Origin of the sequence: Microcella sp. (assembly GCF_051860105.1) — a bacterium.
Lineage (GTDB): Bacteria > Actinomycetota > Actinomycetes > Actinomycetales > Microbacteriaceae > Microcella.
On sequence record NZ_JBHYEO010000019.1, the window covers coordinates 1 to 13786 of the forward strand.

The 13786-nt window shown below is 71.4% G+C and carries 12 protein-coding genes; 2 read left to right on the plus strand and 10 right to left on the minus strand.

The window, feature by feature from the left end; all coding sequences use genetic code 11:
- Window positions 1-68: 68 nt before the first annotated feature.
- The 3 genes from ACTIE9_RS10360 to ACTIE9_RS10370 all read right to left on the minus strand — a co-directional run bounded on the left by ACTIE9_RS10360 (window position 69) and on the right by ACTIE9_RS10370 (window position 3140).
- Complete coding sequence (locus ACTIE9_RS10360; protein ID WP_439565498.1) at window positions 69-1262, minus strand: Mrp/NBP35 family ATP-binding protein; 1194 nt, start codon at window positions 1260-1262, stop codon at window positions 69-71.
- Entirely contained in the window at window positions 1259-1771 is a 513-nt protein-coding gene (locus ACTIE9_RS10365) for a DUF1003 domain-containing protein (protein WP_439565531.1), read from the minus strand. Before ACTIE9_RS10365 ends, ACTIE9_RS10360 begins: the two co-directional genes overlap by 4 nt.
- A gap of 64 nt (window positions 1772-1835) precedes the next feature.
- Window positions 1836-3140, minus strand: coding sequence for a magnesium transporter MgtE N-terminal domain-containing protein (locus tag ACTIE9_RS10370; protein ID WP_439565499.1), 1305 nt, complete (start codon window positions 3138-3140; stop codon window positions 1836-1838).
- 36 nt (window positions 3141-3176) lie between these two features.
- Here ACTIE9_RS10370 and ACTIE9_RS10375 point away from each other — a divergent pair, with 36 nt between their 5' ends.
- Entirely contained in the window at window positions 3177-3899 is a 723-nt protein-coding gene (locus ACTIE9_RS10375; RefSeq protein ID WP_439565500.1) for a general stress protein, read from the plus strand.
- Here ACTIE9_RS10375 and ACTIE9_RS10380 read toward each other — a convergent pair.
- The 3 genes from ACTIE9_RS10380 to ACTIE9_RS10390 form a co-directional block, all read right to left on the minus strand.
- Window positions 3896-5320, minus strand: a complete 1425-nt coding sequence (locus ACTIE9_RS10380) for a DUF222 domain-containing protein (RefSeq protein WP_439565501.1) — start codon at window positions 5318-5320, stop codon at window positions 3896-3898. The genes ACTIE9_RS10375 and ACTIE9_RS10380 overlap by 4 nt on opposite strands.
- 112 nt (window positions 5321-5432) lie before the next feature.
- Window positions 5433-6929 (minus strand): aminopeptidase P family protein, encoded by a 1497-nt coding sequence (locus ACTIE9_RS10385; protein WP_439565502.1) that lies wholly within the window; start codon window positions 6927-6929, stop codon window positions 5433-5435.
- A gap of 37 nt (window positions 6930-6966) precedes the next feature.
- The gene (locus ACTIE9_RS10390; protein WP_439565503.1) at window positions 6967-7986 is read right to left on the minus strand and encodes an endonuclease/exonuclease/phosphatase family protein; all 1020 of its coding nucleotides are present in this window, start codon (window positions 7984-7986) and stop codon (window positions 6967-6969) included.
- 95 nt (window positions 7987-8081) lie between these two features.
- On the opposite strand from ACTIE9_RS10390, the gene ACTIE9_RS10395 reads away from it, so the two are divergent.
- Window positions 8082-8933, plus strand: coding sequence for a PHP domain-containing protein (locus ACTIE9_RS10395; protein ID WP_439565504.1), 852 nt, complete (start codon window positions 8082-8084; stop codon window positions 8931-8933).
- Window positions 8934-8937: 4 nt separating this feature from the next.
- Here the strand turns inward: ACTIE9_RS10395 and ACTIE9_RS10400 are convergent, their stop codons facing one another.
- The 4 genes from ACTIE9_RS10400 to ACTIE9_RS10415 form a co-directional block, all read right to left on the minus strand.
- Window positions 8938-10068, minus strand: a complete 1131-nt coding sequence (locus tag ACTIE9_RS10400; RefSeq protein ID WP_439565505.1) for a serine hydrolase domain-containing protein — start codon at window positions 10066-10068, stop codon at window positions 8938-8940.
- A gap of 59 nt (window positions 10069-10127) precedes the next feature.
- Window positions 10128-10733, minus strand: coding sequence for a hypothetical protein (locus tag ACTIE9_RS10405; RefSeq protein WP_439565506.1), 606 nt, complete (start codon window positions 10731-10733; stop codon window positions 10128-10130).
- A 43-nt stretch (window positions 10734-10776) separates the two neighbouring features.
- Window positions 10777-12252 (minus strand): DHA2 family efflux MFS transporter permease subunit, encoded by a 1476-nt coding sequence (locus ACTIE9_RS10410; RefSeq protein ID WP_439565507.1) that lies wholly within the window; start codon window positions 12250-12252, stop codon window positions 10777-10779.
- A 70-nt stretch (window positions 12253-12322) separates the two neighbouring features.
- Window positions 12323-13735, minus strand: coding sequence for a DEAD/DEAH box helicase (locus ACTIE9_RS10415; RefSeq protein WP_439565532.1), 1413 nt, complete (start codon window positions 13733-13735; stop codon window positions 12323-12325).
- Window positions 13736-13786 lie beyond the last annotated feature (51 nt).

A 13786-nucleotide genomic window follows, 5' to 3' on the forward strand; every position in this document is an offset into this window, starting at 1 on the left:
GGCGCCCGCCCCGCGCGACCCGCGGCGCCCGCCTGGCTCGCCGCGCCACCCGTGGCGCTGAGCGTCGGTCAGCGAGGGGTCAGACCGAGCTTCCGCCCCGCGAGGCCGCGGCCGCGCTGGGCCAGCTCGCCCGCGAGCCGTGCGATCGCGTCGCCCGCCGCATCGCCCGGCCGCAGCACGATCGGCTCGCCCGCGTCGCCGCCCTCACGAAGTGCGATGCTGAGCGGCACCTGCGCGAGCAGCGGCACCTCGAGACGGGCGGCCGTCTCGGCCCCTCCGCCCGAGCCGAACAGCTCGAGCACGCTCCCGTCGGGCTGAGCGAGCCCCGCCATGTTCTCCACGACGCCGATGACGGTCTGCCCCGTCTGGCGCGCGACGAGTCCTGAGCGCTCGGCGACGTCGGCCGCGGCCTGCTGCGGTGTCGTCACGACGAGCACCTCGGCATGCGGCATGAGCTGCCCCACCGAGATCGCCACATCGCCCGTGCCGGGAGGCATGTCGAGCAGCAGCACGTCGAGGTCGCCGAAGTGCACATCGGTGAGGAACTGCTGCACGGTGCGGTGCAGCATCGGCCCGCGCCACGAGACGGCGGTTCGCGCATCCACGAACATGCCGATCGAGATCACCGCGACGCCGTGTGCGCGCGGCGGCATGATGAGCCCGCCCACCTGGGTCGGTTTGGCGTCGGCGATGCCGAGCAGGCCCGGGATCGAGAAGCCGAAGACGTCGGCGTCGACGAGCCCGACGCGCAGCCCCTGAGCCGCGAGGGCGACCGCCAGGTTGGCGGTGAGGGTCGACTTGCCTACGCCTCCCTTGCCGCTCGTGACCGCGATCACGCGGGTGAGCGAGTCGGCGGTGAACGGGTGGCCCGACGGCCGGTCGCCGCGCACGCGGGCGATGAGGGCGTCACGGGTCGCGGCATCCATGACCCCGACGTCGACCGCCACCTCGCCGACGCCGCTGACTCCGGATGCCGCGGCGCGCACATCGCGCTCGATCGCGCCCGCGGCGGGGCAGCCGACGATCGTCAGCCGCAGATCGATCTCGACGCGGTCGCCTTGCGCGCTGACGCGCGGCACCATGTCGAGCTCGGTGATCGGTCGGCGGATCTCGGGATCGATGACCCGCGCGAGCGCCTGCCGCACCGCGATCGCGAGCGGATGCGCCTCGCCCCCCTCGTCTGCCGTCGCGCCCTGCTGCGCGGAGGACGCCGCGACCGGATCGTCACCGGCCGGCGGTGACGCGGGAGTGTCGGTGCTCATCGGTCGCGGGCGTTGCGCGCCAGGTCGTCTTCTGCGGCGGCCTCGGCCTGCGCGGCGTTCTCGTCGTCGCGCCGATCGAGCTCATCGAGCAGGGCACGCAGTTCGGAGCGCAGGAACTCCTTCGTCGCGACATCCTTCATGGCGAGCCGCAGCGCGACCACCTCCCGCGCGAGGTACTCGGTGTCGGCGAGGTTGCGCTCGGCGCGCTGGCGGTCTTGCTCGATCTGAACGCGGTCGCGGTCGTCTTGCCGGTTCTGCGCGAGCAGGATCATCGGAGCGGCGTAGGAGGCCTGCAGCGAGAGGATCAGGGTGAGCAGCGTGAAGTTGAGGGCGCGGGGGTCGAACTGCGCATCGACCGGCGCCACCGAGTTGTAGACCAGCCAGACCGTGACGAAGATCGACATGCCCACGAGGAACCAGGGCGTGCCCATGCCGCGCGCGAAGGCCTCGGAGAAGCGACCCATGCGGTCGTTGCCGCCGCCGAACCGCGGAACGAGCGGGGTGCGCATGCCCTTCGGCGAGTCGAGGCGCACGTCGGAACGGGCCCGCCGCGAGCCGGAGCGCCGGGGGTCGTCACGGCGCGCCACTGCCCGACCTCCTCGAGGTGATCGGGCCGCGCTTGCGCGGCGCGCTGGGGGCGGCGTCGGTGTCGGCGCTGCGCCAGTCGTCGGGGAGGAGGTAGTCGAGCACGTCGTCGATCGTCACCACGCCGACCAGCCGGTGGTTCTCGTCGACGACGGGCAGCGATACGAGGTCGTAGCTCGCCAGACGGCGCGAGACCTCGGCCGCCGAGGTCTCGGGGCTGACCGGCTCGACGCTGTGATCGAGGAGGGTGCCGAGACGTTCGTGCGGCGGGTAGCGGAGCATCCGCTGGAAGTGCACCATGCCGAGGAAGCGGCCGGTCGGCGGCTCGTACGGAGGCAGGGTCACGCAGATCGCGGCGCCGATGGCGGGGGCGAGCTCATGGCGGCGGATGAGCGCGAGGCCCTCTGCGACGGTTGCGTCGGCCGAGACGATGATCGGCTCGGTGGTCATGAGACCGCCGGCGGTGTCGGCGTCGTACGAGAGGAGGAAGCGGACGTCCTCCGCCTCCTCCGGCTCCATGAGGTCGAGCAGCGCTTCGCCACGGAGGGCCGGCAGCTGGGCGATGAGGTCGGCGGCGTCGTCCGGCTCCATCTGGTCGAGCACATCGGCGGCGCGCTCGTCGTCGAGCTGGGAGAGGATCTGCACCTGCTCGTTCTCGGGCATCTCCTCGAGCGCATCGGCGAGGCGGTCATCGGAGAGCTCTTCGGCGACCTCGATGCGGCGGGACTCGGGCAGTTCGAGGAGCGAGGTGGCGAGGTCTGCCGGCAGCAACTCGTTGTAGGCGGCGACGAGCTGCTCGGCGCTCTGCGGCTGGCCCGCGGCGGCGTCTTCGATCACGTCGGCCCACCGGGCGAAGAGCGTCGTGCCCTTCGAGAACGGGGTCGGCACCGTGCGGGGCTTGCGCACGAACAACTGATCGACCGTCCACTCGCCCGGGCCGGATTCGACGATCGCGACGTCTTCGATGGTCGCCGAGCCCCCGCCGTCGCGCAGGGTCACGGTGCGGCCGACGAGTTCGGCGAGCACGCGCACCTCGCCGCCGCGCTGCGCGAAGCGGCGCAGATTGATGAGACCCGTCGTGATGACCTGCCCCCCGCTCATGCTCGTGACGCGGCCGATCGAGAGGAAGACCCGGCGACGCCCGGGCACCTCGACGACGAGTCCGACGACCCGTGGCGGGTCGTTGCGGCGGTAGACGACGAGAGCATCGCGCACCCGACCCACGCGATCACCCGCGGGGTCGAAGACGGCGCAGCCGGAGAGGCGTGCGACGAAGACTCGGGCGGTGCTCACGGCTCAACCATATCGCCGGGCTGTCAGAATGAGCCGGTGAGCAATCCGAGCCTCTTCTCCCGCCGCACCGCCGCACCGCCGTCTGTTCCCCGCGGTGACGTGCTGGGCGAGTACGAGTCGTACCTGGAGGCGCAGAAGGTCGTCGACCGACTCGCGAAGGCCGATTTCGCCGTCTCCGGCATGGCGATCGTGGGCAGCGATCTGAAGACCGTGGAGCGCATCACCGGGCGGCTGTCGTACGGTCGGGCCGCCCTCGCCGGGGCCGCGAGCGGGTCGTGGCTGGGCCTGTTCTTCGGCCTGCTCCTGTTCCTGTTCTCGCCCGCACCAGAGCTCTCGTTCATTCTCGCCGCAGCGTTCATCGGTGCGGGCTTCGGGATGATCTTCGGCATCGTCTCGTATGCGCTGAACCGTCGTCGTCGCGACTTCAGTTCGACGCACCAGGTGCTCGCGAGCACCTATCAGATCATCATCGATCCGAACCAGACGGTGAGGGCCCGACAGGCGCTCGCCGGAGGGTCGACCTGGCCGCCGCCGTTGCCGGAGAAGTCCGCTACCGAGGCGGGAGCACCCGGTCTGAGCGCGCCGGCATCGTCCGAGGCTGCCTCCGCCGCGCCCGACACGGCCACGCCTGCGGCGCCGAATCCTGACACCGCCACTCCTGACACCGCCACTCCCGACACGGCCACGCCCGAGGCACCGACGCCCGACGCGGCCACGCCCGCCACGGCTCCGGCCGACGAGCCTCCCGCGAAGCCTTAGCTGGCGAGCGCGCGCTGCCACTCCCGGCTCCGGCCGGGCATGAGTCGTGGTCGTTGCTGCGGGTCGACGCTCGCGGGGGGTACGAGCTCGTAGTCGGGTGACCGGCCTGCGCGCTGGATGCTCCAGCCCTGGTCGTGCAGAAGCAGATGATGGTGCCGGCACAGCAGCACCCCGACGTCGACGTCGGTCTGCCCGCCGTCGCGTTGCCAGTGCTCGATGTGGTGCGCTTCGCACCAGCTCGGGGGGCGCTCGCATCCGGGCCATCGACAGCCGCCGTCTCGCGCGGCCAGCGCGACGCGCTGCCGCGCGGTGAACAACCGTTGCGACCGCCCGACGTCGAGCGGCTGACCGGTCGAGCCGATGAGGATCGGGGTCTGCGTGCCCCCGCAGATCAGGCGCTGCACCGTCGGGAGCGCGACCACCGTGCCGGAGGGCTGGCCGACCACGGCCTCGAACGACCCGGAGCCGGCGCCGTGCTGCAGATCGCGAGCGGTGACGAGCACGCGAACGCTCGGGGCGCCGGTGCCGAGCATCATGCTCGAGTCGGCATCGGCGCCGACGATGAGGAGGTGGAGCAGAGCATCCGATGCGTACTGCTCGGGTGTGCGGTCGTCGTCGGCGATGCGCCCGGCCTTCTCGATGTCGTCGGGGTCGGTGAACTGCACCGTCCGTCGCTTGGGCGAGACAGCACGATCGACGAGCTCGCGAACCAGAACGGCCGACTCGGGATCGAGCAGCCACGTCGCTCGCGTCATGCCGTCGGGCAGCGTCGTCAGCCGGAACGACCGGGCGTCGCGCTGGGCTCGCTCGCGATCGACGATCGCCTCGCTGTCGAGGCCCTCGCGCAGCTGCCGCGCGAGGCGGTGCAGTCGATCGACGTCGAGCGATGCGGCCGCCTCGACGAGGCGCTCGCACGCAGCGCGCAGTGATGCAGAGGAGACGGCGGGGTTCGGGTCGCCGAGCCCCGACCGGATGGCGTCGAGCGCCGCGGCGCCCACGATGCCGCTGCGCGCCGCGGCGATCGCCGGCCGGAGGTGCTCGGGCGCGGGCGGCAGGTCGTCGGGATCAGCGGCCCGACCGGGCTCACCGCTCGCGGCTGCGAGGAGCAGCCCGGCGTTGACGGCTGTCGCGGCGTCGCGTCGAGATTCGCCCGTCGTCACCCGGACGAGCTCTTCGGCCGTTCGGTGCCCGAGCCGTTGGGCCAGGCCGTCATGCGCGAGCTCGGGGCGCGAGCGTCGGGCGAGTTCGCCGGCGATGAGCGCGGTGCGAGTGTCGAGAAGCCGACGCGCGCTGGCGCCGAGATCGGTCAGCGAGAGCAGGTCGGCATCGCCCAGTTCGCGCAGCGCCTCGGCGTTGAGCGGCTCACGCTCGAGCGCGGCCACGACCGTGGCGAGGTGCTCGAGGGGCTGGGGTGATGCCATGCGTCCATGGTTTCATCGAACATATGTTCGAACAAGGGGGTGCGGGCAATCTTGGGAGAAGTCGTGCCTCGACGGCCCTGTGGAGGAGCCGCAGAGACCCGCGCGACGACGGCTAGCGCCCCCGCATCCATTCTTCGACCGCATCGGCCGTGCGCGGAATGCCGGCGGACAGGTTCTCGGCCCCCTCAGCCGTCACGAGAATGTTGTCTTCGATGCGCACACCGATTCCCCGGTATTCAGAAGGCACCGTCAGGTCGTCGGGCTGGAAGTAGAGCCCCGGCTCGATCGTGAAGACCATGCCGGCCTCGACGATGCCGTCCATGTAGAACTCGCGCCGCGCCTGCCCGCAGTCGTGCACGTCGAGGCCCAGGTGGTGCGACGTGCCGTGCACCATATAGCGGCGGTGGTAGCCCGCGTCGGGCGCGAGGCTCTCCTCCGCCGACACGGGCAGCAAGCCCCATTCGGCCGTCTTCTGCGCGATCACCTGCATGGCGGCGGCATGAACCTCGCGAAACCGGATGCCCGGCCGCACGATCGCGAACGCCGCGTCAGCCGCCTCGCGCACGGCCTCGTACACTCGGCGCTGCACGGCGGTGAAGACTCCCGACACCGGCAGGGTGCGGGTGATGTCGGCGGTGTAGTAGCTGTCGAGCTCGACGCCCGCATCGATGAGGATGAGGTCGCCGGGAAGGACGGGGCCGTCGTTGCGCGTCCAGTGCAGGATGCACGCGTGCGGCCCGCTCGCCGCGATCGTGTCGTAGCCGACGGTGTTGCCCTCCGCGCGAGCACGGCGGTTGAAGGTGCCCTCGACGAGGCGCTCACCGCGCGGGTGCGCCATGATCGCCCCCAGGTCGGCGATGACGTCGTCGAAGCCCTGCTGGGTGGCGGCGACGGCGCGGCGCATCTCGGCGATCTCGAACGCGTCTTTCACGAGCCGCAGCTCGCTCAGGTCGCGCGCGAGCTCGTCGTCGCGCGCGGTGTCGACGTCGACGCCCGCGTCGGCCGAGGCCGCGAGCAGTCGCGCTCCGTCGAGCCGGTCGGTGAGGGCCCGGTCGGCCTCGCGCACGATGAGCGTCTCGACCGTGCCGTCGGACTCGAGCGCCGCGAAGACCGCGTCGACGCGGTCGAGTCCCGCTGTCGCGACACCCAGGTCGACCGCGACATCGGTGAGCGGGGGCCGCGGGCCCGTCCAGAACTCCCCGATCTCGGGGTTCGCGTAGAACTCGTCGGAGTCGCGGCCCGCACCTTCGCGGAAGTACAGCGTCGCCTCGTGACCGCCCGCCACCGGCTCGAGCACGAGCACACTGCCGGGCACCGTGTCGGCGCCCCAGCCCGTCAGGTGCGCGAAGGCCGAGTGCGCGCGGTACGGGTAGTCGGTGTCGTTCGAGCGCTGCTTGGCGGGGCCGGCGGGCAGCACGAGGCGCACGCCGGGGTAGAGCGCCGACAGGCGGGCGCGGCGCTCGGCGGCGCGGGCGGCGGCGGGCCGCTCCGAGGTCGCCGACGCGGGGCGCTCAGCCCACCCGCTCGAGATGTACTGCCGGAAGGTGTCGCTCGCCGGGGTGGTCGAGCGGTTCTCGGTCGCGCGCGGGGCATCCTGGCCGTCGGTCATGCCCCCATTCTGGCACCGGCCGGATGCCCGCCCGCCGCTACTCGATGATGAGCCGCGCCACCACGGGCCGGTGGTCGCTGCCGCTGCCGTCTTCCGTCGTGATGACGCGCATCCCCGTCACCGTGATGTCGGGTGTCACGAACACGTGGTCGATCGGGGCGCCGAGCAGTGGGGGCAACCGCGTGGGCCAGGTGCCGACGGCGCCGTTGCCGGTGAGCAGCCCGGCGTTGCGGCAGTCGCCGAAGCCGAGACCGGCGACGCCCGCCTCGGGGTCGACGACGCGGAAGTGGTCGGCGGTCGCGTTGAGGTCGCCCGCGAGGATGACCTGCTCGCCGCGGCACACCGATTCGATCCAGCGCAGATCGCCGCGCCAGTTCGTCAGCTCTCCGGGGATGGGGGCGACGGGGTGCACACCGATGATGGTCGGGCCGGTGCCGTCGGCGGGACGCAGCACCATGCTGGGCAACACCGAGGTGTTGCCGACCGACTCGTCGACGGTGTACTCGCCGAGGTCGACCGACACGAGGATGCTCGTCGACCGGGCCTTGGCGATGTAGTCGAAGGCGTAGGAGTACACCCACATGGGGCGGCCCTGCTGGCGGGTCTGCTCGGCGATCGCGATCGCCGCCTCCTGGCTGGTCTCGGGCAGCACGACGATGTCGGCCTGCTCGGCGATGACGAGCGCGGCGATGCGGTCGACGCCCGGCGCGTCGCCGAGGGTGTTCCAGGAGAGCACCGAGAGCTCGGCGGGCGCTCGGGTCGGGAACGACTCGTCGCCGAAGCCGCGCGTCGACAGCACGGCGACGTTGACGGCGGCGAAGAGCATCGCGAGCAGGGCGAGGGCGGCGAGGAACCGGCGGGCGCCCGCCCACAGCATCGCCACAAGGGCGAGCGTGACCGCCGCCCCCACCGCGAGTGCGGCAGTCAGGGCTCGCACCGAGACGAGCTGCGCGACGATGGGCGCCTCGGCGAGGCCGAACAGGTTCGGCCACGCGATGACGAGCAGTGCCGACCCGACTCCGACGACGATGACGGCGGCGAGGAAGCGTCGGATCATGGTGCGCTGAGCCTACTGGCCGTGCCCGAGGCGAGGTCCGGATGCCCACTCGGCGCTGGGCCACCCGCCCAGCCGCCCGCCCGTAGCATGGCGGTATGACCCGCGGCCCGATCGACCTGCACACGCACAGCAGCGTGAGCGACGGCACCGAGACGCCGACGCAGCTCATCCGCGCCGCGATCGACGCGGGGCTCGACACGGTCGCGATCACCGACCACGACTCGACCGCGGGGTGGGACGAAGCGCTCACCGCCGCCGCGGGCAGCGGGCTGCAGGTCATCCGCGGCATCGAGCTCAGCACGCGGCACGAGTGGCGCAGCGTGCACGTGCTCGGCTACCTCTTCGACCCGAACGACACGGCGATCGTGCGCGAGACGGCCCGCACGCGCGACGACCGGCTGAACCGCGCCGAGCGCATGGTCGCCCGGTTGTCGGAGGACTACGACGTGTCGTGGGACGACGTGCTCGCGCAGAGCGGCGGTGTCTCGATCGGCCGCCCGCACATCGCCGACGCGCTCGTGGCGCGCGGCATCGTGCCGAACCGCAGCGCGGCCTTCGAGTCGATCCTGCACTTTTCCGGCGGCTACTACCTACCCCACGAGGCGCCCACCGTGCTCGATGGCGTGCGGATGATCGCCGAGGCCGGCGGTGCCCCCGTGCTTGCCCATCCCGCGACGCGCGGCCGCGAGGCCGTCGTCGATGGCGACGATCTCGCCCGCCTGGTCGAGGCCGGACTCGTCGGCCTCGAGGTCGGGCACCGCGAGAACACGCCCGACGGCCGTGAGCGGCTGATCGAGCTCGCGCACCGCTTCGACCTCGTCACGACGGGGTCGAGCGATTACCACGGAGAGGGCAAGCCCAACCGGCTCGCCGAGAACACGACCAGCCCCGAGGCACTGGAGCGGCTCATCGGGGTGACGCGCGGCGTCGCGCCGGTGCGCGCCTGACGGGCTAGGGGTTCGCCCCCTCGGTGCCCGGGTTCGTCCAGATCTGCCACAGCGCCTCGGCGAGCCCTGCCCGGTCGGCGCCGCGGCCGTTGCAGGCCACCGCCATGACCGTCTCGCGGTCGACCGAGACCCGGAAGTTCGACAGGTAGCCGCCCCAGCGCCCCGAGTGCGAGAGCGTGCCGTCGTCGTTGAGGAAGATGCCCGGTCCGTACCGCGCGCCGTCGCCGTCGGGAACCGCGCCGGCGGCGAGGTCGTCGGGCACGATCTCGCTCGTGCGGTATTGGTCGCCCCACCGGGCGAGCTCGGAGGGCGTCGTGATGATGCCGGTGTGACCGTAGGCCGTGAGCCCGCTCACGAGCGGCTGCAGGTCGATCTCGTACGACATCGCGACGTCGGCCGCCCTCGCCGTCGGCGCCACGGCCATCGCGAGGTCGAGCGGCCCGAACACCCGCGCGGCCAGGAAGTCGGGCAATGACTGGCCACTGACCCGCTCGATCACCGACGCGAGCAGCACGTAGTGGCTGTTCGAGTAGAAGTAGCCGTCGCCCGGTTCTCGCTCGCTCTCGCGCGCGATGGCGGCGACCGTCGTCGACTGATCGGCCGCGTCGGCGAAGCCGATGCCAACGCGATCGAGTTCGACCCAGTAGTCGGGGATGCGCGCCGTGTGGTGCAGGAGCGCTTCGAGAGTGACCTCGTCCGCCCATCCGGGCAGCCCCTCCACGTAGCGGGAGACGGGGTCGGTGAGCGAGAGGAGTCCGTCGCCCTGCAGGAGGAGGAGCGCTGTCGCGGTGAACTGCTTCGAGACCGAGGCGATGTCGAACCGCGTGCTGGTGGTCAGGGGCACACCGGTCGTGAGATCGGCGAGCCCCCGCGCCGCCGCCCAGACCAGCTCGCCCTCGACCGCGACGGCGGCGGAGCATCCCGGTAGGTCGACCGACGTCAGGCTCTCGAGAGCCTCGTCGCTGAGCGCGACCTTCTTCTCGACGGCGAGCGGGTCTTTCGCCGTGGAGAGCGCGGGGCCTGCCCGATCGTCGTCCGCCCGCCCTGACGACCGCGGGGGTGACGTGCACCCGACGAGCATGATGGCGACCAGGAGTGCCGCCACTGCGGCAGTGCGAGCGCGGGCACCAGTCACGCCGACAGGATACGTCGCGATACGGCGCCGATCGTGAGAAGCCGGGCAGGCGTCGGCCGTCAGCGCGTGAAGTGCCACGCGGTGAGGCCACCGCCGTCGATGATGAGCCGGGTCGACTCGCATGTGATCGTGAACGCCGCACCGTCGCCGAAGACCAGCCGGGGCGGTTCGGGGAAGAACGACACGGTGGTCTCACCGTCGACCACCGCGTCGCTCGTGGTGCTCTCGCTGAGGTAGACGACGCGACTGGGCACGAGGGTCACGTCGTCGAACCAGTCCCATTCGCCGCTCACCTCGTCGCTGCGCGTGACCGTGGCGACGATCGTCTCGCCCTCGTTGTCGTAGGTGCGCACGGTCGTCAGCCCGCTCGTCGTCGCCGCGAACAGGAAGTCGTCGGTGAACTGGATGGTGAGCGAGCCGCTGGTCACGCTGACATCGGCGAGGGGCGCGGGCGTCACGCCCTCGGCCGCGGCCACATCATCGACGTAGCGCTGCAGGTCGAGCGTCCAGGGCGTGCCCGCGGTCAGGCACGCGGTCTGGTCGGTATCCGGTGCCGGGGGCTGGGGGTCGCCGTCTTCCGCCGTCACCGCGCAGCTCGAGAGCAGCAGCGCGAGGCCGAGCGCGCCCGAGGCCACGATGACGCGGATGGGACCGAGCGCGAGCATGGCAGCCTCCTGCGGGCCACGATGCTCCGCTCGGCCCTCGGTGTCAAGAGCCGAGAGGCTCCCCACCCGTCGCCGGAACAGGCGTGCGCCGCACGAGGAACACCGCCGGGATCGTGAGGGTCGCGATGATCGCGCCGACCGTGAACGCGGCACGCACGCCCTCGGCGGTGACCGAGGCGACCTCGCTGCCGCCCCCGCCGAACGCGGCGGCGATCGAGATGAAGAGCGCGATGCCCGCCGCCCCCGCGACCTGCTGCACCGTGCCGACGATCGCGCTGCCGTGCGAGTTGAGCTGCGGGCTGAGCGCCGAGAGGCCGTTCGTCAGCAGCGGCGTGAACAGCAGGGCGAGGCCCATGCTCACGCCGATGTTGACGATGGCGATGAGCCACAGCGGTGTCGTAGCGGTGAACAGCGACATGCCCCACAGCGAGCCCGACAGCAGGATCGAGCCGGGGATCACGAGCGACATCGGGCCGACCGCGTCGTAGCGGCGGCCGATCCACGGCGCGAGGAGGCCCTGTAGCAGCGCACCGGGAAGGATGATGAGGCCCGAGAGCAGCGCCGACGCCCCGATGACGTCTTGCACGAAGAGCGGGATCAGGATGATCGCGCCGAACAGCGCCATCGACGCGACCGTCACGATCGCGATCGACACGGCGAACTGCCGCTGGGCGAACGTGCGCAGGTCGAGCAGGGCACCGTCGGTGCGCTGCAGCACGATCTGACGCCACACGAAGAGCGCGAGCGCGACGAGGCCGATCGCGAGAGCGATGCCCGCCGTGGTGGTCGTGGTCGCCGCCTGCTCGGCGGGCTGGCGCCCCGCCTCACCGAACTCGGCGAGCCCGTACACGAGACCGCCGAAGCCCGGGATCGAGAGCAGCACCGAGAGAACATCCAGGCGACCGGGGCGCTGCTCGCCCACGTCGACCATGCGCACAGCGCCGATGACGAGAGCGGCGACGGCGATCGGCAGCATCGTGATGAACAGCCAGCGCCAGTCGGCGACGCTCAAGATCAACCCGGACACGCTCGGGCCGAGCGCGGGTGCGACGGCGATGACGGTCGAGATGGTGCCGACGACGCGGCCGCGACGCTCGGGGGCGACGAGCGCGAAGACCGTCGTGAAGAGCAGCGGGAAGATGATCGCGGTTCCTGACGCCTGCACGATGCGCGCGAACAGCAGCACCTCGAACCCGGGGGCGAGGGCGCCGATGAGCGTGCCGAGCGTGAAGAGCGACATCGCCAGCAGGTACATCGGCCGGGTCTGGAAGCGCTGGAGCAGAAAGCCCGTGATGGGGATGACGACGGCGAGCGTGAGCATGAACGCCGTCGTGAGCCACTGCGCGAGCGACGCCGTGATGCCGAGCGACTCGATGAGGGTCGGGATGGCGACGCCCATGAGCGTCTCGTTGAGGATGACGACGAACGCCGACGCGATCAGCAAGCCGATGACGAGGCGGTTGCGGGCGGCGAGCGCGGTCAGATCAGGGGTGTCGATGGAAGCAGTGGTGGCAGACATAACCGACCAAACTTACCGTAATCGAGCAACATTCCCGATCTGGCCCGATCTGGCCGTCACGCCGCGTGGGTCAGTTCGCGGGTGCTGCTCCGGATGCTCCGCCCGAGCCGCCCGTACGGCGGCGACGACGACGGCGCGGAGTGCCCGATCCCTCGGCGCGGGGCTCGCCCGCGACGGTCGGCTCGGTCGTGGTCGGGCGATCGGCGCTGCGCTGGCCGGTGCTCGATCCGCGGCCGCCGCGGTTGCCCGAGGAGGAGCCGGAGCCCTGCCCGCCGGTGCGGCTGCGCTCGCGCGGCGGGTGCGAGGCCTCGCGCTCGACGCGGGGGATGGGCGTCGATTTGAGGCGCCCCTTCGCATCGGCGGGGATATCGAGGTCGGTGTAGAGGTGCGGCGACGAGGAGTAGGTCTCGACCGGCTCGGGTTGGTTCATCTCGAGCGCGCGGTTGATGAGCGCCCACTTGTGCATGTCGGCCCAGTCGACGAAGGTCACGGCGATGCCGGTCTTGCCGGCACGGCCGGTGCGGCCGGCCCGGTGCAGATAGGTGTCGTGGTCGTCGGGGACCGTGTGGTTGATGACGTGCGTCACATCGTTGACGTCGATGCCGCGTGCCGCGACATCCGTGGCGATGAGGATGTCTTTCTTGCCGGCCTTGAACGCCGCCATGGCCCGCTCGCGCTGCTCTTGGTTGAGGTCGCCGTGCACGGCCGCGGCGTTGTAGCCGCGGTCGTTGAGCTCTTCGACGAGCTTGGCGGCCGCGCGCTTGGTGCGCGTGAAGATCACGGTCTTGCCGCGGCCCTCGGCCTGCAGGATGCGGCCGACGACCTCGTCTTTGTCGAGGGCGTGCGCGCGGTAGACGACGTGCTTGATGTTCGCCTGCGTCAGGCCCTCGTCGGGGTCGGTCGCGCGGATGTGGATCGGCTTCGACATGAAGCGCCGCGCGAGGGCGACGATCGGGCCGGGCATGGTGGCCGAGAAGAGCATCGTGTGGCGGGTCGGCTTGGTCTGCGCGAAGAGCTTCTCGATGTCGCTGAGAAACCCGAGGTCGAGCATCTTGTCGGCCTCGTCGAGCACCATGACCTCGACGTTCGCGAGCGACAGCAGTCGCTGGCTCGCGAGGTCGAGCAGACGCCCGGGCGTGCCGATGACGATCTGAGCACCGGCCTTGAGCTGCTCGATCTGGCCCTCGTAGGCCTTGCCGCCGTAGATCGAGACGATCTTGACGTCGCGGTTGATCGCGGCCGTCTCGAGGTCTTCCGTCACCTGCACGCACAGCTCGCGCGTCGGCACGACGACGAGCGCCTTGACTCCCGGCTCGGGGTGCAGACCGAGGCGCTGGATGAGCGGAAGGCCGAAGCCGAAGGTCTTGCCGGTGCCGGTCTTGGCCTGGCCGATGATGTCTTGACCGCTGAGGGCCAGGGGGATGGTCTGCTCTTGGATGGGGAAGGGCTCGATGATGCCCTTCGCCGCGAGAGCCTCGACCATGTCGGGCTCGATGCCCAAGTCAGTGAAAGTCACGGTGGTGTGTCGCCTGTC

What these genes read in the sequence shown, in the direction of transcription:
- ACTIE9_RS10410 (WP_439565507.1), bottom strand. Translation starts at nt 12,252, where the DNA reads ATGTCTGCCACCACTGCTTCCATCGACACCCCTGATCTGACCGCGCTC.
- ACTIE9_RS10365 (WP_439565531.1), bottom strand. Translation starts at nt 1,771, where the DNA reads ATGCGCACCCCGCTCGTTCCGCGGTTCGGCGGCGGCAACGACCGCATG.
- ACTIE9_RS10385 (WP_439565502.1), bottom strand. Translation starts at nt 6,929, where the DNA reads ATGACCGACGGCCAGGATGCCCCGCGCGCGACCGAGAACCGCTCGACC.
- ACTIE9_RS10405 (WP_439565506.1), bottom strand. Translation starts at nt 10,733, where the DNA reads ATGCTCGCGCTCGGTCCCATCCGCGTCATCGTGGCCTCGGGCGCGCTC.
- ACTIE9_RS10360 (WP_439565498.1), bottom strand. Translation starts at nt 1,262, where the DNA reads ATGAGCACCGACACTCCCGCGTCACCGCCGGCCGGTGACGATCCGGTC.
- ACTIE9_RS10390 (WP_439565503.1), bottom strand. Translation starts at nt 7,986, where the DNA reads ATGATCCGACGCTTCCTCGCCGCCGTCATCGTCGTCGGAGTCGGGTCG.
- ACTIE9_RS10380 (WP_439565501.1), bottom strand. Translation starts at nt 5,320, where the DNA reads ATGGCATCACCCCAGCCCCTCGAGCACCTCGCCACGGTCGTGGCCGCG.
- ACTIE9_RS10415 (WP_439565532.1), bottom strand. Translation starts at nt 13,735, where the DNA reads ATGGTCGAGGCTCTCGCGGCGAAGGGCATCATCGAGCCCTTCCCCATC.
- ACTIE9_RS10395 (WP_439565504.1), top strand. Translation starts at nt 8,082, where the DNA reads ATGACCCGCGGCCCGATCGACCTGCACACGCACAGCAGCGTGAGCGAC.